This window comes from Psychrobacter sp. H29 (assembly GCF_059073055.1).
Genome location: NZ_JCACRY010000001.1, coordinates 2,989,067 through 3,012,601, shown reverse-complemented (window position 1 = coordinate 3,012,601; position 23,535 = coordinate 2,989,067). Strand labels below are relative to the sequence as shown.

Here is a 23,535-nt window from a genome sequence, read left to right as displayed (position 1 = left end):
TCTGCATTTTTATAGCAGTAGGTTTACTCACTTACCACTATGATATGGATACCATCAATAGAATAAAAAGACCTTAATCGCTAAAAATAAAATTAAAACTGCGATCCTGCATCCGCATCTAAGTTATCGATACCGACTGCTTTTGCCGCATTTTCGATACCAGCCGTCAATTCTTGCAAGCTGTTGATACCAGCCTCAACCCAACCGCGACGAATATTTTGCTCTTCAGCAGAGATACCTTCTTGACTGGCTTGACCAACAGTGGCAATCATTTGGTCAATCTTAATCCCTTCTTTCTCGCCTTTGTTAGCGATAACATTGAACGCACCTTCAACTTTACTGAATTCAGCGGCCAGTTTTTCGGCTTCTTCTACATGCCCATTATCAACGAGATACTCTTTGATGCCGTAGCCGCCGACAGTCTTTCCAGTGACAGTCTGATAGCTACCATTAAAGACATTTTGGATACCGCGTGCATTATTGGCATAGCTCAAATGCGTCAAATCACTAAAGCATTCGTGCTCATCTTCAGTAGATCCTGTGACAAAAGCGACCTGCATACGCTCAGAAGCCAACTCGCCTAACGCTAAGCTGCCCATTTGGTACATAATCTGACGTAGACTATTATCGTATTTACGCGCTAGCAAATCGCTACGTAAAGTATTATCGGTTTCAGGTTGCCACTGAGCTTCCATCGCTGTCAGGTCATCAACCAATAGCTGGGTCGCAGCTTTTAAGAACTCACCACGGCGCTCACAAATACTAGCATCTTCATTGACCGTATCACCACTAGTACATTCACCAGCTTCCGTGATGTAATCTGTCACTGGGCGATTGCCCGCGCCTTCTTTTACCCCGTTGGTATCTTGACCCCATAGCATAAACTCAATCGCATGATAACCAGTCGTTACGTTGGCTTCGCTACCACCGATCTCGTTCATTTCTGCAAGTAGCTGAGGCGTAATAGTACTGGTGTCTTGATTAATACTACCGACTGTCACGCTATCACTGTTGATGATGTTTTCTTGGCTGTTGTACTCACCTTCATAATCATCATTGACATAGTCAATGAGCGCTTCATCTAGTGGCCAAGCATTGATCTGACCTTCCCAGCTATCTATGCTGTTGATCGCGCGCTTGTCATTTGCGGTCACAAACCCTTCATCAAAACGGAAAATCTCGGTTTGTGAATACGGCTGGCGCGCTGCTTTGTAGGCAGCTTTTGCCGCATCAAGATTGGCTTGTGTTGGCGTCGCAACGTATGTATCTACCGCTGTTTGTAGTTCTTTGGCGGTATCCAACGAGTCTTTGTAAGCGGCGTGAGCCATATTGGCATAGCTGATAGCCAGTCTGTCAATATGTGCTTTTTCGGCAGCTGACATCTCAGTACTATCGCCCGCTTCTGCACTAACAACCTCTGTCTGTACTTCAGCAGTAGCCGTATCTTCATCGGTTTTTTTGGTACAGCCCGACACCATTAACAATCCTGCAAGGGCAACAGCTAACGTAGTTGGTAGAATCTTACGGTTTGTTACTGTGGTAATCGTCATACATATCCTCAAAAATATAGCAAAAAGTTTGTTTGGTTAGGGGGCGTTGTTGCCTCGATAAGCAGGCCATATATAGCAAGCTGTTATGGTCGTACACTTTTATCATTTATCACATACAATGATGCATATGATCTTATGGCGATAAAATATTGATAAATTATAGTGTTATTGATAATCATTATCAATACTTAATTTTATATTAATAATAATTAATTTGTGGTAGATATTTATGATGCCATAAGATTTTTGCCATATATCGCTGTGTTGTCATGACCCTCGTGGATTTCCATTTTTAACTTTTTCCTATCAAATAAAACACAAAAAAAGAGCCAGCATATTGCTGACTCTTTTTGGAAACACATTTGAGAATGTGTATACGATACCTAAATCAGATTACTGATTAGTTTACGCTTTGCGGTGCATTAACCGTTAGTTCAACACGGCGGTTTTGCTGACGACCATAATCAGTATTGTTATCTGCAACTGGGCGTGACTCGCCATAAGCAACGACATTGATACGGTTAGACGCAACACCGCGAGCGGTCAAGTAGTTAGCAACTGAGTAAGCACGGTCACGTGACAGACCCATATTATAAGAGGCTGTACCTTTGCTATCAGTATGACCAGCGATGGTAATCGTGTTTTGATTGTACTGGTTCATCGTTGAAGCAAGCTTGTCTAGTGTTGGCTTGAATGAAGAGCTAAGTGTTGCATCATCAAACGAGAAAGTGATGCTACCTGGCATTACAAGATCAATGTTACCAGTTGTTGGATTTTGCTCAACCGTTACGCCTGTGCCAGCCATTTGCTGTTCAAGCTGACGAGCTTGACGCTCCATGTAATAACCAACGCCTGCACCTAGTGCTGCGCCAATTGCTGCATCACGACCAGTTTTGTCGCCACCAGTTGCTTTTGAGATAGTTGCGCCGCCTGCTGCACCAACCAAACCACCTAAAGCGGCTTTGTTCAAACGTTGCTGTCCAGTGTTTGGATCAGTAGTACAACCGCTCAATGCTAGACCTGACGCTACTGCTGCAATCATTAATGTATTACGCATAGTATTTCCTCTTAAATTCAAAAATGTTATAAATCGTGCTTTTTATAAAGATTGTCCATTAATCTTCTATAAGTACTTATTTACTTTCGTCATTATTATGGCAATTCCAATCTAACTGTGTGTAATATTTTGTCACACCTATGTATGAGAAGTGCAGGTTGTCTTGCAACCAGCTGTAGGAGCTTTTGCTGCCTTATAGTAATCATTTGCTATATAGCAACGACTTGCTATCGCTAGTCACGTTTACAGTCGTACACTACCAATTGTTTCTGCTAAAATTATCTAGGCGAATTTATCATGACTAAACGGCTCGTACATCAGGTGTCGACTGACTGTATGCCTCTAACAATAATCATCGAATTGTAGGCATAGAATCATAGACATTGAATGACCGTTTACATAACGTTAGCTTTTGTCTGACTACTATTTAGTTGACTGCTATCAGTCGTCAATCATGAAAATAGATTCGGTAGAACCCAAATACATTGACACCCACAATGTAAGATTCATTTATTAATTAGATTGAACAAGAGGATCAAGCATGCGCCTGACATCTACCATTCGAAAAATGCATAAACGTACTCCTAAGCTGGGTAAGGCTGTGTCATTAGCCACGGCTACGGGCGTCATCGCTGCTAATAGCTTTGGTGGTAGTATTCCCTTATGGTTAATGGGTGTTGGCAAGGTCATTACTGGTGCTCCCATCGCGGACAAAGCCGTTATCAAGATTGCTACCTACTGGATCAGCAGCAATAGCGCTCTGATTGATGACATGTTACCTCGTAAAGACTGGCGCATTAGCCTACCTGATGATATCCATACTGAGGGCAAATACCTCTTGGTTAGCAATCATCAATCATGGGTCGACACCAGCATCGTGCAGTATATAGGCGAAAAGCGCCTGCCACTCACGCGTTTCTTTACCAAGTTTGAGCTGATTTATATTCCTATCGTTGGACAGGCTTTCTACTTTTTAGACTTCCCTATGATGCGTCGGCACTCCAAAGAAGCCATCGCCAAAAACCCTGCACTAAAAGGTAAAGATATTGAAGAGGCAAAACGTGCCTGTGCGCTATTAAAGGACAAGCCTTTTACTTTGCTCAACTACTTGGAAGGAACACGCTTTACCAAAGCCAAACACGCAAAGCAGCACTCTCCATATACTCATTTGCTAAAACCACGTGCAGGTGGCTTGTCATTGGCAATCAGTGCGTTAGGAGAAGACATTGACGGCATATTGGATGTGACCATTGTCTATCCAGACGGTGTCCCAAGCTATGGTGATCTATGGAAAGGTAACATCAAGCGTTTGGGGGTAGATCTAAGATATATCGATATACCGGATACTTTGTTCGATGGTATCAAAAAAGGTGGTTACGAAAATGATGATGATATAAAAGCGCAGATGTTTGATTGGGTTGAAAAAATCTGGCGCCAAAAAGATCAGCGTATCACCGACATGTTGGCTGATTTTGAAACCAATCCTGAGCCTCAAAACGCTAAATAAACCATCACTTGGCAACGTGATAGGCATTTTCTATGGGGGTATTGGTTCCTATAAGGGTATTACCTCTATAAAAATACTGTAACTTAGAGTGATATAGATAATTAAAATCAGCCATCTAGTAATACGCTATCCACAGTGGTTGCAGACCATTCCAATGTGACGACGTACGTTTTTTATTGATGAGACATATTTGTTTCCTATAATTGTATAAAACATCTTTAACTAGGATACGTAAATTTTAATCATAGATGGGTTGTTTTTTGGTCTTATTCATTGATAATGTGACTATTCGTGAACTGATAAATTTTCGATAATTGTTTTTAGTCATTATCGAAAATTTGCTCACTCTTTGTGTCATTTATCACTTATAAGGTATGACTGTGCCCGCCTCTCCTACTAGCCCGCCTCTTGCAGCACCGGTTTCGCCTCACCTAACACATAGCGAGCCACCAAGGCCAAATCGTCCAAAGCCAAGCCGCTTGAAGCTTACCTACGACATCGTGATGCTCATCGTAATCAGTATTGATCTATTACTAATCAGTATTGATGCGGTATTGATGAGCGATTTTAGTAACAACGCTGCACAGTGGCTGTCTGTGAGTGATGGACTGAACTGGTATCAAACCACTTTGCATGAGCCGCTGCGTACTGCTGGTGGGTTTTTTACTATCTTTTTGATTGCCGAGCTGTTATTACGCTGGGCTATCGCCATCAAAAACAAAGTCTACTACCGCTGGTTCTTTTTTCCTTTTGTCCACTGGTATGAAGTATTAGGTTGTTTTCCGCAATTACGTGCATTACGGTTGTTCCGAGCAGTCATTATCGGGCGCCGACTCTATCAGCTTGGCTATCAAGTGCTACCACAGCTCTGGATCAATCGTATTAAGTTCTATATCGATTTACTGCTAGAGGAGCTATCTGATCGTGTCATCTTAACAACCATCCAAAACTTTAGACAGCAACTGACCGATCCCAAAGCACATAAATCATTTATCGAATCGGCCATCACGCGCAACCGTGCTGAAATCGAAGCTGCCGTGCTGTCAATGCTACGCTCGGAGCTTGCCCCAAAATTACAAGAGCTCACCGCTTCATCAGGTGGTGGTAGTATATTAGCCGATGAGATGGGCAATGCTATTGAAGAAGGGTTGGCCAATACCCCTGAGCTACGACGCTATTTGCGTATGATCCCTATCGCTGGCAGCTTAATTGAATCGCAATTACAGACTATCGGGCACAACGTCGGCACCAATGTCGTTTACGCGTTAAATCAGCGTTTGCTTGACCCTGAGCGCCTCGACTCATTGATGGTTGCTATTGCTAGCGGTATTGCGCAAATAGATACCAATAATACTGCGCTCGATACTCTGATTTCGAGTATCATTGATGACAGTTTGACTGAATTTGAAGCGCAAGTAAAAGTACAGCAATGGAAGCATCAAGATATGCTAAATCTGTAGTATATCTATCGACTCGCATGACGCAATTATAAAAATGACGCTGTGGATACAGCGATAGAATTATTCTTAAGGGTTTATATATGACAGTTTCAGATAATAATAACCAAACAACAAACACAGCCCCTGCCTTAGCCTTGTATGGCAAAATGCTGACTTTTTCACGTTTACAGTTCAGTACAGATGACCTAAGTGCTATCGAAGCCCAGCTGGCTGACACGCTAAGCAACAAGTCGAGTAATATCCCCATCCTTATTGATAGTGACGTTGAGCAAGACTTATCTGCATTGGTAGAGTTGCTATGGGCATGGGGACTACAGCCTATCGGTGTGGTCACAGGTGTACTCGATGACCAAGCTCGCGAACAGCGCTTGGCTATATTTCCAGCAGATGGCAAACGCATTGAGCGTATCATACCTAGTAAGAAAGCACCTGCGACGCCCAATAAGCCAGCAGAAGACAGCAACAAAGACTCAGCTAGCGACGATAATGTAAAAGACGTTACAGCGACCAATGAACGAGAGACCAAAACGACTGTATCTGAGATGCCAGCTGATACCCTTACTAGCGCTCAACATATTACCAGTTTGATCTATGACCAGATGCTACGCTCAGGGCAGAGCTTAAACCACGTCGGTGGTGACTTGATTTTGACAAACAGTGTCAATAGCGGTGCTGAAGCGATTACTGATAACAGCTTGCACGTATATGGCCGCGCTCAAGGTCGCTTGGTGGCAGGCGCAACAGGTGACAAAGACGCGCGTATTTTTTGTCAGGTTTTTAATCCTTCGCTGGTTTCTGTAGCAGGCACTTATTGCTTGCGGGACAACCTACCTGAGCACGTGATTGACAAGCCTGTACAAGTAAAGTTTATAGAAGGTGAAGGCTTGGTATTTACTGTAATGGATGAGGCTTAGAATTTAATACTGTTAAAAACAATACACGATTAAGTGATGGTTTAGAAAAGTAAACTGAGTAAGGTAGGTGTGCTTGATTAAGCTATAGTATAAGACGCGCGAGGTACATAGAATCAATTATTATAGTTGGTCTATTATCAGCTGCTATTTTTGCTATTATTTTTAGTGCCATTATAGATTTATGAAGCGAATAGAAATTAACACTATTAGCGGTGTATTTTTTAAGCAGAAACCCTTTATAGCTTATATCTCAGTTGTTTTCCTGCTTTAGTACAGACTTGCTATAAATGTTTGTTTATTTATGCTAGGCTAGCTTCGCAGATAGTACATATATAGTAGATAAATACCATGCAATTGTGCTATTTATATAACAGATATCCCATTGATTCATAGGAGTGTGCCATTGTGGCGAAGATAGTTGTAATCACTTCAGGTAAAGGCGGTGTGGGAAAAACCACGACAAGTGCCTCTTTTGCCGCTGGTTTAGCATTGCGTGGCTATAAGACGGTAGTGATCGATTTTGATGTAGGTCTACGTAATCTAGACTTGATCATGGGTTGTGAAAACCGAATTGTTTATGATTTTGTCGATGTCATTACTGGTAGCGCACGCTTGTCACAAGCACTTGTCAAAGACAAGCAGCTTGAGAACTTGTATATCCTTCCTGCTAGCCAAACGCGTGATAAAGACGCGCTAACAGACGAAGGCGTATCAGAGGTTATGGCTGAGCTGTCTAAACAGTTTGACTATATCATCTGCGACTCACCTGCTGGTATCGAGCGCGGTGCGCAGCTGGCTATGTATCACGCTGATGAAGCCATTATCGTCACTAACCCTGAAATCTCTTCAGTACGTGACTCAGATCGCATCATTGGTATCTTGCAGAGCCAAACCAAAAAAGTTGAAGAGAACCAAGGCTCTGTACGTGAGCATCTGGTGATCACTCGTTACAATGCAGAGCGCGCCGCTGCAAACGAGATGATGGACATCGATACCATCTCGAATGATATCTTAAAAGTACCACTGCTCGGCGTTGTGCCTGAGAGCCATTCAGTGCTCGAAGCGTCTAACCATGGCGAGCCTGTCATTCATTATAGCGACTCTGTGGCTGGTCAGTGTTATGATGATATCGTCGCTCGATTTTTGGGTGAAGAGCGTCCGTTACGTCATATCGATGTGAAAAAGAAAAGTTTACTGCAGCGCTGGTTTGGGGGTTAATGATGACTAAGAAAAAAGGATTTTGGAGTAGCTTATTTGGTACTGACGACAGCAGTAATGCTGGTAGTGCTAATTTAGCAACTGAGCGCCTCAAGGTTATCGTAGCTAGCGAAAACCGTCTGAATAACCGACTGACAGTTGATCGTATCGAAAAAATGAAACGTGAAATACTAGAAGTGGTTAATAAGTACGTCAACGGTGTACAGATTGATGATGTGAACATTAACCATCGTTCAGAAGACAGCCTAGATGTATTAGAGATGAATATTAATTTACCTGAACACAAAAAGTAAGTTTATGTATTCAGACCATTAACGTCTCAATTTATGTCTGATATAGAAAAGCCCTAAGTCATATACTTAGGGCTTTTTTTTGGCTGTATTTTCTTTATATAGATTGCTTTATATGAGCGTCTTTGTATAAGTTTATCAATATATTTTTACATATCTATGTGCATATTAGAAAAATGAGTAACGATAATGGCTTATTTCATACGCGCTATTAGATTGTCTTTTTTGATAAATTGATGATATAGGGCTGCACCAATATGAAGTGCCGTAAAACCAATAATCATAGGCCAGATGATATCAGTATGTATATCATTATAAAAACGCGCCAAGCTTCTATCAGGAGTCACAAAAACAGGTATCTGAAATAGCCCAAAGATATCAACTGGACGACCACCGTACACAGACATGAGTAGACCGGCAAGCGGCATGGCGATCAGAATAGCATAGAGGGCAAAGTGAGAAAGCTTGGAGATCAGAGACTGCCACTTTGGCATTGGCACTGATGGTGGTGCTTTAACAAACATACGATTGATGACTCGTGCAATCATCCAAAATAATAAACTTATCCCGAACGATTTGTGAAGCCCGATGTATAAACTGCCATCGAGATTCTCGTATAGCAGCATCATAATCCACGTGACCAACAGCAAAATCGCACTGCTCCAATGAAATATACGACTACTAAGAGACCATTTTGATACGTTAGAATTATTCATGAGCGGCTCTATTGTCTTTATCTTTATTATAAGTTATCACTACTCAACATTATAAATAGGATCGCTACCCCTCACAAGACAAAAAACAACCGATATGCCAAGCTGTAGCGCTAAAATGATAAACACCTTAACGCTAAAAGAGCATTTAACTGTCTGGATTAGCCAAGTTATGCGCGATTTTATCTAAATCTGGTACTAGGTACGTCTTATCACCAATCATGACCGTTTGATATAAATAAGAGAGCACGATGTCTTCATCAGACTGCCCCTCCAAGACGTCAGTACTGCTATTCAACATCTGCTTAGGAATATCAACATCTTTAACATCAGAGATACGAGCTTGTAAATGCTGCAGCTCACCTGCTGTTTGTAGTGCAAATCGATGTTCAGCTGTATTGCCTTCTAACACAATAATTCGCTCCGGTACCTCATCTTTCGACAACAAATGAAACACAGGCAGCGCCTGCTGTTGCCAGTCATACATAGTGGTGCGTTCTTGATAATCCTCTACGCTCAAAATTAGAGCGCTTGGAATAATCCAGTCAGGCTGGTTAGATGCTGGCACGATAGTGACTTCAAGCATACCATTATTCGTGGTCAGTAGACTTACCGCTTCGAACGAATGTTTTAAAATTTGTTTCATACGTCGCTCACAATCAGTTAGCGTGAATGGCTTGCTGCCTTTCACCAATATAATCAGTCAGTTTTTGTGCCAACTCTTTGGGGCTGCCAATAAAGCTACAGTATCCTGAGTCAATAATGGCTTGGGGTTGGCTTGGACACGCACTTAAAGCAGGATCTTGTGCCCATAGCTGGCTATTATTATCTTGAATCAGGTCGAGATACTGAGAACCATCGTCACCCATACCCGAAAAGACAATATTTATCAGCTCATTACCATAAGCATCGCTAGCATTTTTGATAAGCTGACCAATGGCAGGTTTATATTCACCGCTCCACCCCTGCTCTAGTAGTATCACCCGACCTGTCGAGTCGCAGACAATCTGCTTATCAATAGGGGCTATAAGGCACTGCCCTGCTCTCAAACGTTGTGAGGAAGCAATTACCTCACAGCCCCAATCATTATGGCGATTGAGTATGCGGGGTAATGTACCAATCATCGTCTGATTAAAGTGATGCGCCAATAAGATACAAACTGGTAGCGTGGCTGGTACATTATCCAAAAACTCTTTTACCGCGCTAGGTCCACCCATAGAGGCTCCCAGAAACACGACGTACTGCCAGTCTATTTCGGTGACGTCACTTTTACGGACTGGCTTATCTAATAGTGCCGGTAATGCCAGTAGTTGTGCAAACTTACGTTTTAGTTTTCGTTGCCATTTGGCATATTGCTGTGCCTCATTGAGATAAGGCGCTTGACTAAAGCCCACCAGCACAGCTGCTGGTTTAGATACTAACGTTGCTGTTGCGACACTATCATCGTAGTCACTATCTATCAGCCAAATATCAACAGGTATATTAGACAGCTCGCTTTTTTCTTGCCACTGCATTCGTGACACACATCCTATGAGTGTGAAACCGCAACTACGCACGGTATCTGAAAAAGCCACACGCTGGCGATGATCTTCTGCCACCACCAGCACTTTGATATCACTTTTGTTTTTCTCTCGCAGTGCTAAAACACGTGCATTATCCTTCATTAGTCAGGCGTGCCTCTTTACCTAGCAATTTCTGTATTTTTTCAAGCAGCTCTTTTTCTTGGAATGGCTTACCCATATAGTCATTCACACCAATTTCTAATGCACGCTCACGATGCTTTTCACCCGTACGTGATGTGATCATTATAATTGGAATATGCTGCAATCGACCATTGTGTCTGACTTGGGTTGCAACCTCAAAACCATCCATGCGCGGCATTTCAATATCTAGCAAGATCATATCTGGCGTCGTGTCTTGTAGTATCTCAAGCGCATCAATACCATCTTTTGCGACTGCCACATTGAAGCCTTGACGCTCTAAGAAGCGTGAGGTCACTTTGCGTACGGTAACAGAGTCATCGACTACTAGAACAGTCGATTTAGACTCTATGCGTCCTCGCTTAGCATTCGCGGACTTTAAGGTGTTTTTGCCCAATTGTGCATTACGCATTAAAGCAATCAAATCTAAGATAAGCATCACTGAGCCATCGCCCATAATTGTAGCGGCCGAGATACCTGGTATATTCGATAATTGCTGTCCTAAAGGTTTCACAACCACTTCTATACGTGACCCTGCAATCTGATCAACCTGTAGAGCAATATTTTGTCCTGTACGGTTTTTGATGATGATCAGCGGTAGGCTGGTATTGGTATTCACCACCAGCTCATTTAGCTTATTGCCTGATAGAATCTCATTTAAATAACGTACTCGGTAATCAGTATCTTCAAAGTTTAGCGTCGCATCATTTGATTGATAGTAATCATAGAGCTTTTCTGGGTTGACACGTACCACACGCTCGATCTGTACCAATGGTATGGCATAGTAACGATCTGCTGCACGTACCACCAATGCATCAGATACTGCCACCGTCAATGGTAAGCGCATTGTAAAGCTAGAACCTTTACCAAGATCCGATACCACTGAAACCGAACCGCCCAGTTGGCGAATTTCACTGATTACAACATCCATGCCAACACCGCGACCAGAGATCTGTGTCACTTGCTTACTAGTACTTAAGCCTGCATTAAAGATGTATTGCATGATATCTAGATCAGAGAGACTGTCATCGTCTGCATCGATAAGACCTTGAGAGATTGCTTTATTGCGGACTGCCTCTACATCGATGCCGCGACCATCATCTAATAGCTGAATAACGATCTCGCCACCTTCTCGGTGTACCTCGAGAGTAATACGTCCACTACGCTCCTTGCCTGCTTTCAATCGCGTCGACGTCGTTTCAATACCGTGATCGACCGCATTTCGTAGCATGTGCTCAAGTGGCGAGGTAATACGCTCTAGAATGGTTCTGTCCATCTCGTCATCAGCATTGATGATCGTTAGATCGACGGATTTGTTCAACTCATTGGCTGTCTGACGGACGATACGCTCAAGACGAGGTGTCAAACGCGTAAATGGAACCATACGCGAATTCATCAATCCATCTTGTAATTCGGTCTGTGTTCGTGAAAGCTGTAGCAACAGACCTTCACTATCACGGGTCTTTTCTAATAGTGTATGGTTAATGTCCACCAAATCCGAAGCCGACTCTGTCAAAGATTTAGACAGCTGGTTCAATGATGAGTACTGATCCATTTCTAGAGGATCAAAGTCTTCATTGTTAATCAACTCCTCATCTATCTGCGACAAAATTTGAGCTTCAAGCTCGATCTCCATACGGCGTAACTGATCTGCCAGTCGCTGTACTGTGGTACCCATCTCTTCGATACTATTGGTTAAGCTACTGATGCCCATATCAATACGCGCACGGTTAATCGCTGACTCACCAGATAAGTTAATCATGTGCTCGATCAGCCCGCCTGAGATACGAATCATCTCATTGTTATTGGCGTTTTCATCTTCGTCGTTAGTACTTCTAAGCATAGAAGGCATTTCGCCGATATCTTTGGCAAGATACTGAGAGTCTTGGTTTTCTTTAGCAATCAAAATTGCTTCGCGCTGAGACTGTAGTGACTCTTTAGGTATTTGTTTGAGACTATCAGGGTTTTTACCGAACTGCTCTAATGCCCCAATCAGCAATGTAGGCGTTGGTGGATTGACCTGTTGTTGAAGAATAAATACGGCATCAGCGAGCCAGTCATGACTGGCTACTAAGAGCTCTAGGACTTTTTTGGTCGCTGGACGGCGATTACTGACAAAGTCTGTATACACTGATTCCATCTCGTGAGCTAAATCTGCGATACCAGAGGCTGTCACCATTCGCGCACCGCCCTTGATGGTATGCAAATCACGCTGGAGTGCTTGTAACGCTATAGTATTGCCTGTATCTTTTAAGAACAAATGCAGATACTTATTTCGATTGGTTAGCTCTTCAGCTTCTTCCAAGAATACTGCTAGTATATCTGGATCAGGTAGCCCATTAGCCCATGACTGCTTAATCATCGTCTCTAGACTTACGGTCTCTAACACTTCGGTACCAGTATCAACATCAACCACTGGAGCGGCAGCAGCTGGCTCAAAATGATTATTTGGAACTGGTATGATTAGCTCCACTGTTTCTGGTAAGCTTGGTGCTTTTTCAAATGCTCTTAATTGCTCAATGAGCTCTGAGGTAAAGAAAGATTTTTTGTGACTGACGATATGCATGACCTGCAATGACATCGTGTCTTGCACCATTTGCATAATCTCAAGCCACTGTGCAGTCGGCGCTCGTCTGTTTTCTACAAAAGACTCATACACACTTTCTGCTTCGTGGGTAAGATCGCCAATACTACGGATACCCGCCATACGTGCCCCACCTTTGATGGTGTGCAAGTGACGCTGCAAGACTTTGAGTGCGTTGATATTGGTGATATCGTCACGCCACTTATTAAAGCTTTCATCTAGCGCATTATCAAGCTCCTGCGCCTCTTCTAAGAATATCTCTAATAGCTCAATGTCGGTATCAATTGTCTCAAACTGTAGCTCAGGCGCTGCAGTAGTACGGACTGTAAAGCTACTATCTGCATCTTCGAGACTATTATCACTTTGATAGATACTCTGTAGCTCGTCGATGACCTGCTGGTCGATCTTCAATGAAGTACTACCAGCCAAGGCATCAAATAGCCCTACTAGCTGAGCATGACCAGCATGCAGCGTCGCCTGAATATCTTTGTCACATGCTCTATCGATATTGTCATTTAGATAGCTATACACATTACCCAGCTCATTTAGAACCGTCACAAACTTCGGAAATGCCTGCGCCTTATTAGAGAGAGCGTCTATCTGTAAAATTTGCTGAGCTATGTAGTCTTGAGTATGCGCGACTTCTGTATGATTTAAAGCATCATCTAATTCCCACTCAGCATCCAATAGCGTGTCAATATTGCTATCCAGCAACTCTTCTATCGTTGGTTTATCATCAGAAATCACTGCCGTATCACTGATAATGTATTGCTCACCAAGCATGGCTTGCAATGATGCTATGTCTTGCTGACTTTGCGAGTCTTCTACGGCCACGCTATGCTGTTCTAGGTTCTGTTTGTAACTATTTAAGTACCCATCTATCAATGTAGAAGATTGGGCCAACGCTTCTAGATGCTGAGTATTCATAGGAATATCTTGCTGTTGTAACAGCTCTAGACTATGCTCTATCGTTGCACCCACTTCACTGATGGCCGCTAAAGCACTTGAGCCAGAAGCACCGCGTAGGGTATGGAATGCACGTACGATATCGTCTGTTATCTCAATGCGGTGCTGATCTTGATTGTCGCTGACAAACTGATCGATATGATGAAGTAGCTCTTCTGCTTCATCAATAAATATCTTACAAAATGCTCTTTCCTCTTCACTTTGAGGCGTTAGAACGACAGCGGCTTCTGCCATTTTTTCGTTGACAGAATTGATCGTCTGTAGCGTGGTATCCATCGCGCCATCATTATCATCAACATTATAGTGAACAGTGGTTTCATCTGAGTCCGATACCATTATCGGCTCTTGAGTTGCTTCAGTTTTCAGACTCTCATCTGCTTGTTCAGGACTCGTAGTTACCGTCGTCATTTGCTCATACAAATTAGAATAGCTGAATTCATCGCCATGCTGCTTACTATAGGCGTTAGCACAAGCAATCCACAACGGTGTTACGGCTGGATAACTTTGGCTATTATCTTCAAAGGCGGTTAGCATCACAGGATACGTACTCAACACATCTGAAATCAGCTGACGCATCTCACCTGAGGCGACAATACTATGATCCAGTACTCGATTGAGCATATTTTCTATTGCCCACGCCAGCTCAGCAGTATAGTTCGCCCCTACCATGCGACCAGACCCTTTTAGGGTATGGAAGCCGCGACGGATATCTTTTAAGCCATCTAAATCAGATAACGATAGCTGCCATTGTTCGTATAGTGGGACAATTTCCTCTAATACTTCATTGGCTTCTTCTAAGAATATTTCTTTGATGTCAGGATCTGCATCATTTGCATCAGCTGGTAGCTGCGTCGTCTCTTGCATGAATGGGATAAGTATGGGCGGAATCTCTAAATCAGATAATGATGTCAGCATATTATTATTTTCAGAGCTCGATAGTTCGTCATTACCGCCTATCGAGAGTAACGTATCCAGCTCTACATCATCCATCATAGCAGAGTTGTTTATATCAGATTCAGCTTCTGTTTCAGTGCTTTCTATCTTGGCACTCTCTATCTCAGTAGCTTCTGTTTTAACTTCTGCCTCAAACACAGTAAGACCTGCATTGATAGGCTGCTGCGTCATCAAATTACTACTTTGTAGAATCGTAATCGCAGGATCGTAACTTGGCGGTTGTTGATCTTCAAAATCGGTTACTAAAGCTGGTAGACGTTTTGCAGTATCAATGACTAAATTGACGACCTCATCTGTTACAGGCAAGGTCTTATCTAACAGACGATTGAGTAGATTTTCGATTGACCATGCCATCTCACTAATACTAAAGGCGCCAACCATACGACCAGACCCTTTTAGAGTATGGAACCCGCGACGCACTTCAGTTAATGGTGTTAAGTCTTGTGAGTCTTGCTGCCAGATAGGAAGGAAGTCTTCTAGATCGGCAATTACCTCTGTGACTTCTTCAATAAAAATATCACGAATATCTGCATCGATATCAAAGTTATCAGGCTTGACCTGCTCACGAGCATGTAGCAATGCATCACTACTCTCTGTATCAGCAGTGGCATTTGCACTGGTATCCACTATAGCCTGTGCTAACACTGGCTCATCATTTTCATCAGCAGGCGCAATCTCACCACTATCATCATAACGAACAACATCCATTGCTACTGATGCTTGCATTGGCCACGTCTCACTGACTGTGTCTGGCGCTTCTATGTGAGCATTCAAAAGCTGAGTGGCTCTCATCGTATACTCATTAGCTTGTGTCAGCAGCTTTTGATCAAAGACTTGCTGCGCTAGGTAATCTAGCAAGAGCTCAATAGAAGTCAAACCCTCAGCCAATGCTTGAGTCAAGTCCCAGCTAAGTACTGTGACATCGCCGGTGCGTAATTGCGCAAATATACGACCTATATCATTAATAGTCTGTCTAACGTCTGACAACCCCATCTTCTCGAAAGCTTGAGCGATACTGTCAAACTCAGCAATCTCTGGCAATAACTGAACCGTTTGACGTTGTAGGTACTCATTGAATTTTTGCTTGATATTTTCAACGGCAATACGTAGCTCACGTAATTCACTATCGGTAGAGACCGATTTAGGTTCGCCCTCTAACTGCTTCTCGGTACTGTAAAGCGATTCAGGCACTGTAGTAAAAGAAGCAGTGTCACCGATTTTGAGCGATATGGTCTGTTCAATATCATAGATATCGTTATACAACTCTTGTAGCTTACGCTCAATTTGTAATTGTTCTTGCGCAGCATCTGTCTCTGAAAAGATAACTTGTTCTAAATCGGCAATGATTGATTCGACTTGCGTGACATACTGCGTCCAACCTCGACTCTCAAGCTGGTTCTTCATATATTTTATAGGGTTTATTAGAGTAACTGGCTGGTCCAAATCAAAAATGAGCGTCTCAAGCTCACTGAGCAATTGCGGTAAGAAGCGTGATATCGGCGGTATGCTCTGTGATACATTATCAAGAACAGACTGAGTGCGATCGCTACTCGTTACTAAGTAGCTGAGCTCAATGTAGACAGTCGTAATTAAGCTTTTGACAAAGCTTGAGGATAAAGTCACTGATTGACCATAAGACTCTATAACATGATCCAACTGACTGAGAAGTTGTGCATAACTTTCAGGTAATGGCGTGTCGTTGTGCGCAAGATCGTTTAGCCACAATTGAGTCAAGTACCAAAGACGTTGTAGCTCTCTATCTTGAGTCGTCTGCCAGAGATATTGAACTACTTTTTCTAGAACGCTTAGTACTGATGGCTGATTCACATTAGCAGTCAATAACTTCTGTACTTGCTGTCGCCATACTAACAACAGTTGCTGATATTGCTGATCAACTAAACGGGTTGTAACTTCAGTAATGGGTACTGTCACTTCAATACTTTTGATAATACTGTCGTCAATATCACCATTACCTAAATATTCATGCTGAGCATCAGTATCATCGACAATGAGCTCTGTTGCTATACCTCTTTGAGACAGTACCTGCGTCAGCTCATAAGCAGCTTTGTCTATTACAGCAACGTGATAATTGCCTGTACGCGTATAGTAATTCAACTCACGCTGCAGCAGCTTATGAGAAAATTGTCCTATCCGACAGTCTTTACTAGAGAAGCTGTCATCGTCTCCTAAGCTCGCAAGCAAACCCAGCTTATTAGCAAGACCTGCTAATAGAGGAAGACGAACCATAATCAATGCACCACTTATCTGATGATAGTACGATATCATCTGCTCATAGCTAGCGATATCAGCCTCTAATTGCCAGCCATCAGATATCTGTGATAACTGCTGATCAAACAGTGGCAACAACCACTCAAGCGTCACTATGTCATTGGGCTGGTTTTTCATAGGTTTATCCTAACTCGTCTAGGCACTAATTTAGGCACTGATTTTTTGCCACACATTAACCTGTGGGTGCGCAATACGGCGCATATTTGAAGGACGCCAAAACAACGCCTCACCTGGAGCCAATATAATATAACCCGCTAACGCACACTGCTCTGAGAGCCGTGCCAAAATATCACGCTGATCAAACTTACGAAAATATAGCAGCATATTTTGACAGATGATCACATTTTGAAGATACGAAGTGGGAGATTGTTGTTCAATGATGTTATGCACAGCAAAATTAACATACGGTTTTAAGACTGATGCTATCTGCCAGCTGGACTGGGTACTATTTGACATGTTTGACTGATTAGCTATGTCACCTGCGTTTGGCCTACGACTTATACTCTTAGTGGTTATAGGCTGAACGAACTGCTGACACCGCTCAGGTATTAAAGACTGCTGCCGTTTGTCATATTGTGCTAAACGTGCGTCTATAATCGCCTGTTCACTCACGTCGGTTCCCAATATACAATAGTTTGACAACTGTTCTGCTGACAGACTCATGGCTAAAGACCATGCTTCTTGTCCACTTGCACAGCCAACGCTCCAAATACGAAATGGGCTATCTACTTCATTTGCACTTTGATGCTGTAATGCATATTTTGTGACAAAATCTATGGAAGGCTTGTGCCGAAAAAATCGACTTTCGTGAATCAAAACTTTGTCTAAAAATTGCTGACGCAGTTCACTATTTTTTGGCAGCTGAATCCATAGCTGCTCGAGGGTCAGTCCATTTGATATTGCCGTACATTCAATTGCATTAATCAACCACTGCAGCTGCATGTCTGGGAGTACAAAGCCAATCTCGTGCTCTATGTACTTTTGCCATTGACCCGCATCAAAACGACCTGATTGCCTCAGAGCATCGCTCAATGCAAATTCAGCGTTATTGACTGGAGCTCTGTCTGGTTGAGTACGATTGTTCACGTCACCTGCTATGATTGCTGCTGTACACCATCATAGCCTGTACAGCATTTTAGTTAATAGTTTCATCGAGGGAGCGCTATATGAAGCAGCGACGCTCTAATACTAACAACAAATGATTAAACAGTTTCTGATAATACTTCTTCAGAATTCATCATGTCATCATCTAACAATGCATCATCATCTGATACTTTAAAACCAGTAACCGATTCCTGTAGGGCTGCAGCCATTTCACTCAACTCACCAATAGAACGTGCGGTTGCCATCGTACCAGACGATGTTTGTGAGGTGATGTCCTGAATAATATTCATGGTGTGAGAGATGTGTCCAGCAGACTCAGCCTGCTGTAATGCAGCGTTTGAGATACTTTGAATCAAGTCAGCCAACGTATTAGAAACGCTCTGTACTTCTTCTAGTGCCTCACCTGCATCTTTTGCAAGACGTGCACCGCGTACTACTTCAGAAGTTGTTGATTCCATCGACATAACAGCTTCGTTGGTATCTGCCTGAATGGTTTTTACCAATGTTTCGATCTGTTTGGTAGCGTTTGCTGAACGCTCAGCCAGACGCTGAACCTCATCAGCAACAACAGCGAAACCTCGTCCTGCTTCCCCTGCCATCGATGCCTGAATGGCAGCATTCAATGCCAAAACGTTGGTCTGATCTGCAATATCGTTGATTAGACCAACGATATCACCAATCTCTTGTGAAGACTCACCCAAACGTTTGATACGTTTTGATGTTTCTTGAATCTGATCACGAATAACGTTCATACCTTCAATCGAACGCTGTACAACCGCAGCTCCATTATGCGAGATAGCAACTGAACGCTGAGCAACGGTTGCAGACTCTGCAGCGTTGTTCGAAACTTGGTCAATTGATACGGTCATCTCGTTAATCGCAGCTGATACACCTGCAATCTCTTGCGCTTGATGCTCAGAGGCTTCGGCCAACTCAACCGCATTCATCTGGGTTTGATCTGAGGATTGTGATACACGATCAGCGGTACTGTTAATAACCAAGACCAATTGGCGTAGTTGGTCAATTGCAAAGTTTACCGAATCAGCAATGGCGCCAGTAAAATCTTCTGATACCGTAGCATTAACAGTCAAATCACCCTCTGCCAAGTCACCCAATTCATCAAGTAGACGTAGAATAGCAATCTGGTTACGTTCGTTTTCTTCTTGAATCTGACGAGCGCGTTCAGACTCTGCTTCTGCTTCTTGACGACGACGTAACGTCTCTTTTTCAATAAGCAAACGCTCTGACCCACCGCGCTGCTTAAGCAACTGATACGAGGCAAACATAATACCTAGGGCACCAACCGCAAATATCACGGCTGGTAAGATAACAGACTGATTAAAGCTACCAAAATACTGACTCACTGATGATAGCGAATTGATCAGCCAGATCAGGCAGGCTATGCTCAATAAAACGAAAAACCCTAATAACAGCTTCCATGTATTATTAGCATCTTTACCGTCCGCTGTTGTATTATTCATACCAGCTACAGGTTTTCTTATAACATCACTCATCTTGCATATTCCTTTCAAACAATCGTCAAAGTCTTATCGTGACTGACTTTGACAATCTTATTGTTATCAAAACAATGATTAGCAAAGCCTGTATAAATGCTGACATTTCACTAAATCGTGTCAGTCGCTATTAATCTGCCATTACTTCACAGACAGGTATTCTATTGTCGATTACTATATTGCAGCATCTGAATATTGTAGATCCTGTGCAAGCAAGCTTGGCATGAAAACATACCACTCTTGCTCTTCTTTCAAAAACTTACCATGGTTATAAGGTGCAAATGGTGAATTAGGATCAATCGCTTCTGGGCGGTACTGATCCTGAGTAAACTGCTCGATACCGAGCACTTGATCGACCAGTAGTCCTGAAAAACTATTATCATGGTCAATAACCATAACTTTTCGCTGGCTTAACTGAGACAGTCGACTCGGAACTTGCAAAAAATGTGACAAATCCGTGAGCGGTAACAAACGTCCACGGATATTGGCAATACCTAGCATCCAAGGCTTTACTAGAGGTAAGCTTGTGTATTCTGGCATGGACAACACCTCTGATACCTGACCCATAGGGGCAACCAAGCGTTGCCCACCAATTTCAAATACCACACCCTGCCAATCAAACGCTTGACCACCGCGGCGACCACTTTTACGCGCACGTGCCAAATCTGCTATACGCAGAAGCTCAATAAATCCTCTAGAAGCCACAAGTTACTCCATCACTTTGCGAATCATATTGACCAATCCATTTTCGTCAACTGGTTTACTCATATACTCTTTAGCGCCTTGGCGTTTGCCCCAAACTCTATCGGTTTCCTGATTTTTGGTACTGATCATAATGACGGGAATATGCGCAGTTGTTTTGCCACGAGTAATCTTTCGCGTGGCTTGAAAGCCGTTCATCTCAGGCATAACCACATCCATCAAAATAACATCTGGCAAATGATCAGCAGCCATTTGACAGCCTTGCTCGCCATTTGAAGCTTCTAGTACTTGAAAATTATTTTTGGCAAGCATGTCGCGAAATTTCGCCATTTCTGATGGCGAGTCGTCAATGACTAAAACTGTAGCCATAGGGATTTCCTTTATTTCTAAGATATCCATGAGGATATATTGTTGAAGTAAAACGATTGAAAACAATACCCAAAATTTATTGGCGGTATATTTTTTATCATAATTACTCAAAAATTGAGCAATCACTTCCAATCTTAACAATCATTACGGTTAAGTCTAGCTATACCTGACTAGCGGTACTGATTGATAGCATCAAAAAGCTCATCTTTACTAAATGGTTTGGTCAAATACTCGTCAGACCCGACAATACGACCACGTGCTTTATCAAACAAACCATCTTTAGACGACAACATAATTACAGGCTTATTGGCGTAATCTGGGTTGTTTTTTATCAATGCGCAAGTCTGATAACCATCCAAACGAGGCATCATAATATCGACGAAAATAATGTCTGGATTGTTATCAACAATTTTTGCTAAAGCATCGAAACCATCTATAGCGGTTACTACTTCACAGCCTGCCTTTTGTAGCAAGGTTTCTGCGGTACGGCGAATGGTTTTTGAGTCATCAATTACCATTACCTTTAGACCATCAAAATTATTTTCCATTATCATTATCCTATGAACGACTATTTGTACGTAACGCCCTTCTGTCTATATAAAGTCTTGACTATTAATCTCAAACCGTAACGACAGTCAGCATTAAAACGATATAGAAGATTAAACATTTATCAAAACTTATTTTGACAGTGACTATCTTTTATCAGTGTCTGCCCATCAAACACAGCGTCAACATTGGTTACTATACGCACTTTGCAATTAATAAGCTCACAAAATCGAGCGTTATTCTTAGTATATTGGGCTTGTCACCCTACTCTTGTTTGTGGATATCAATCAAACTCATGTGAGCGCTGAAGACACTTGGACATATTTTTAGGCATATTTTAAAATCAATCATCGCCAAAGCAAAGTAATCAAATCAATGTAGTAAACAAATTTACGATACTTTTGCATTATATAGAATCAATAGCCACATTGCTGAATAATTTGCATTTGTGATAAAAATGTATCAGTGTATTTTATTATGTTTGTTTTAGCACAGTTATTGACCCTTTTCCAGTTATTCACGAATTAATATTCAAACTGTTGAGTATCAAAAACGACTGTTCTTATCTGACAAATCAATGACTTCTGTTGCTAATCTGGCGACAGGGCCTAACCTACTTAAGTTTGGCAAGTAGGTTGTACTCATTCCACCGCGTGACAATTCACTATATAATTAAGGTAATGACTATAATGGTAACTGCTATGACAGCCTATAAACATTCGAAAAAAAGCCTGTACTTGCTTGGTGCTTTATTGCTCGCTGCCTGCCAGCCGTCACCATCCAATAGTGAGTCAGCCGTTGCTGAAAACGAAGCCGCTATAGATACGCCGCTTGTCATTACCAGTGATAGCGTCACCATGACACCAGATCATATACTCAGTGTAAAACCTTCACGATATCAGCCAAGTCTTGGTCTGCAAGGCAATATCGAACCTATTAAACAGACCTCGTTTGTAGCAGTACATCCTATAACCATCGAAAAAACCTTGGTCAGTGAAGGACAATGGGTAGAGAAAGGGGCACCGCTGCTTGTTTTTAGGCGTTTAGGTACTGCTAACGATGTAGCATCTACAGACAATGATACGGCAGCCAATGCAATCAAAGACCCAACGCTAGCAGACAAACAGCAGGTAAATACTAACTCAAATACCAAAGCTGTACAGCCAACTAAAGACAAAGATATTGCGGTCGCAAAAGAAACCACCAATAACGTAAAGTCACCAGCGACAGACTCAATAACAGTAAAGGCTGACGATATCGCTAATAGCAATGACGCTGACAGCAATAACGCTAACAACAGCGGATCTATCAACAATGAATCCGATAGCAACAGCGTAGACGATAGCGCCGCAACACCAAGTGGACAATACAACCTGATTACCATACATGCTAGTTTTTCAGGTCGCGTAGAAAACCTAAATGCTAAAGCTGGTCAAAAAATGATAGCGCGCGCCTCGTTATTGCAACTTAGTGATGAAACCAAACTGCATTTTGTAGCGACCCTACCTATACAAGCAGAGCCACAGCTTTCAGTGGGTCAAACCGTTAATTTTACGGTCGAGAGTATGACTGATAAATTTACAGGACAAGTCAGTAAACTGGTTCCAACCAGCCAACCAAAAAAACTCTTGGTTTATGTCAATGTCATTGACAATGAAGCCAGCCGTGACAAGCTACTGCCAGAGATGAAAGTCACTGGGCGAGTCAACTACGGACAAATAGATGTCGGTACAATCGTACCCAAGCGCGCGTTGCATGATGTTGACTTAACAGAGTTACAGAAACCGCCATATATGCCACTTAGACCGTTGGCTGCTAATGTTTGGGTTATTGGGCAAGATCAGCGCTTGACACGTCAGCCTATCGAAGTTGTTGAGTACGATCCGACCACTCAGCAGTATTTGATCGCTGGGGTGAGTAACGATAGTTTAATTTGTTTGGCTGATTTACCTGTTGATTCTGAAGGGAAAAGAGTCATCGTGTCGTAGCAGCTTATCGCGTCAGTTACATTATGTAGAAACATTAACAAAGCCTCTCTTGTTTTGTAACAGCATAATTAGGCACTATGACGTACCTTATATAGCGTTAACCGAGTATT

The 23,535-nt window shown here is 42.5% G+C and carries 16 protein-coding genes and 1 pseudogene; 6 read left to right on the top strand and 11 right to left on the bottom strand.

What is annotated here, in order from left to right; genetic code table 11:
* Positions 1 to 92: 92 nt before the first annotated feature.
* Both AC5JP1_RS12325 and AC5JP1_RS12320 read right to left on the bottom strand, forming a co-directional pair.
* Entirely contained in the window at positions 93 to 1,550 is a 1,458-nt protein-coding gene (locus AC5JP1_RS12325) for an imelysin family protein (RefSeq protein WP_493844311.1), read from the bottom strand.
* A gap of 400 nt (positions 1,551 to 1,950) precedes the next feature.
* Complete coding sequence (locus tag AC5JP1_RS12320) at positions 1,951 to 2,607, bottom strand: YiaD family glycine zipper/OmpA-like lipoprotein (protein ID WP_319050898.1); 657 nt, start codon at positions 2,605 to 2,607, stop codon at positions 1,951 to 1,953.
* A gap of 541 nt (positions 2,608 to 3,148) precedes the next feature.
* On the opposite strand from AC5JP1_RS12320, the gene yihG reads away from it, so the two are divergent.
* The 5 genes from yihG to minE all read left to right on the top strand — a co-directional run bounded on the left by yihG (position 3,149) and on the right by minE (position 7,999).
* Entirely contained in the window at positions 3,149 to 4,114 is a 966-nt protein-coding gene (yihG, locus tag AC5JP1_RS12315) for a 1-acylglycerol-3-phosphate O-acyltransferase, YihG family (RefSeq protein ID WP_443525657.1), read from the top strand.
* Positions 4,115 to 4,488: 374 nt separating this feature from the next.
* Entirely contained in the window at positions 4,489 to 5,574 is a 1,086-nt protein-coding gene (locus AC5JP1_RS12310; protein WP_493844310.1) for a hypothetical protein, read from the top strand.
* Positions 5,575 to 5,654: 80 nt separating this feature from the next.
* Positions 5,655 to 6,488, top strand: coding sequence for a septum site-determining protein MinC (minC, locus tag AC5JP1_RS12305; protein ID WP_493844309.1), 834 nt, complete (start codon positions 5,655 to 5,657; stop codon positions 6,486 to 6,488).
* Between the two features lie 405 nt (positions 6,489 to 6,893).
* Complete coding sequence (gene minD, locus AC5JP1_RS12300; RefSeq protein ID WP_319050904.1) at positions 6,894 to 7,706, top strand: septum site-determining protein MinD; 813 nt, start codon at positions 6,894 to 6,896, stop codon at positions 7,704 to 7,706.
* A gap of 2 nt (positions 7,707 to 7,708) precedes the next feature.
* Complete coding sequence (minE, locus tag AC5JP1_RS12295; protein ID WP_319050905.1) at positions 7,709 to 7,999, top strand: cell division topological specificity factor MinE; 291 nt, start codon at positions 7,709 to 7,711, stop codon at positions 7,997 to 7,999.
* 191 nt (positions 8,000 to 8,190) lie between these two features.
* On the opposite strand, the gene AC5JP1_RS12290 is transcribed toward minE, so the two are convergent.
* The 9 genes and pseudogenes from AC5JP1_RS12290 to pilG all read right to left on the bottom strand — a co-directional run bounded on the left by AC5JP1_RS12290 (position 8,191) and on the right by pilG (position 21,439).
* A complete protein-coding gene (locus AC5JP1_RS12290) occupies positions 8,191 to 8,712 on the bottom strand; it encodes a cytochrome b (protein ID WP_493844308.1) in 522 nt (173 codons plus the stop codon).
* A gap of 145 nt (positions 8,713 to 8,857) precedes the next feature.
* Positions 8,858 to 9,355: a hypothetical protein gene (locus tag AC5JP1_RS12285; protein ID WP_493844307.1), complete on the bottom strand. Its 498-nt coding sequence runs from the start codon at positions 9,353 to 9,355 to the stop codon at positions 8,858 to 8,860.
* A 13-nt stretch (positions 9,356 to 9,368) separates the two neighbouring features.
* Positions 9,369 to 10,373 (bottom strand): chemotaxis protein CheB, encoded by a 1,005-nt coding sequence (locus AC5JP1_RS12280; RefSeq protein ID WP_493844306.1) that lies wholly within the window; start codon positions 10,371 to 10,373, stop codon positions 9,369 to 9,371.
* Positions 10,363 to 17,319, bottom strand: a complete 6,957-nt coding sequence (locus AC5JP1_RS12275) for an Hpt domain-containing protein (protein ID WP_493844305.1) — start codon at positions 17,317 to 17,319, stop codon at positions 10,363 to 10,365. The genes AC5JP1_RS12280 and AC5JP1_RS12275 overlap by 11 nt, the downstream gene beginning before the upstream one ends.
* 30 nt (positions 17,320 to 17,349) lie before the next feature.
* Complete coding sequence (locus AC5JP1_RS12270) at positions 17,350 to 18,288, bottom strand: CheR family methyltransferase (RefSeq protein WP_493844304.1); 939 nt, start codon at positions 18,286 to 18,288, stop codon at positions 17,350 to 17,352.
* Between the two features lie 116 nt (positions 18,289 to 18,404).
* A pseudogene (locus AC5JP1_RS12265) lies at positions 18,405 to 19,466 on the bottom strand (methyl-accepting chemotaxis protein); the annotation flags it as partial.
* Between the two features lie 528 nt (positions 19,467 to 19,994).
* Entirely contained in the window at positions 19,995 to 20,525 is a 531-nt protein-coding gene (locus tag AC5JP1_RS12260; RefSeq protein ID WP_493844303.1) for a chemotaxis protein CheW, read from the bottom strand.
* Positions 20,526 to 20,528: 3 nt separating this feature from the next.
* Positions 20,529 to 20,891 carry a response regulator gene (locus AC5JP1_RS12255; protein WP_319050912.1) on the bottom strand — a complete coding sequence of 121 codons (363 nt, stop codon included), beginning with the start codon at positions 20,889 to 20,891 and terminating at the stop codon, positions 20,529 to 20,531.
* Positions 20,892 to 21,061: 170 nt separating this feature from the next.
* Positions 21,062 to 21,439, bottom strand: coding sequence for a twitching motility response regulator PilG (pilG, locus tag AC5JP1_RS12250; protein ID WP_114701589.1), 378 nt, complete (start codon positions 21,437 to 21,439; stop codon positions 21,062 to 21,064).
* A gap of 699 nt (positions 21,440 to 22,138) precedes the next feature.
* Between pilG and AC5JP1_RS12245 the strand changes: the two genes are divergently transcribed.
* Positions 22,139 to 23,425 carry an efflux RND transporter periplasmic adaptor subunit gene (locus AC5JP1_RS12245; protein ID WP_493844302.1) on the top strand — a complete coding sequence of 429 codons (1,287 nt, stop codon included), beginning with the start codon at positions 22,139 to 22,141 and terminating at the stop codon, positions 23,423 to 23,425.
* The last annotated feature ends 110 nt before the right edge of the window (positions 23,426 to 23,535 follow it).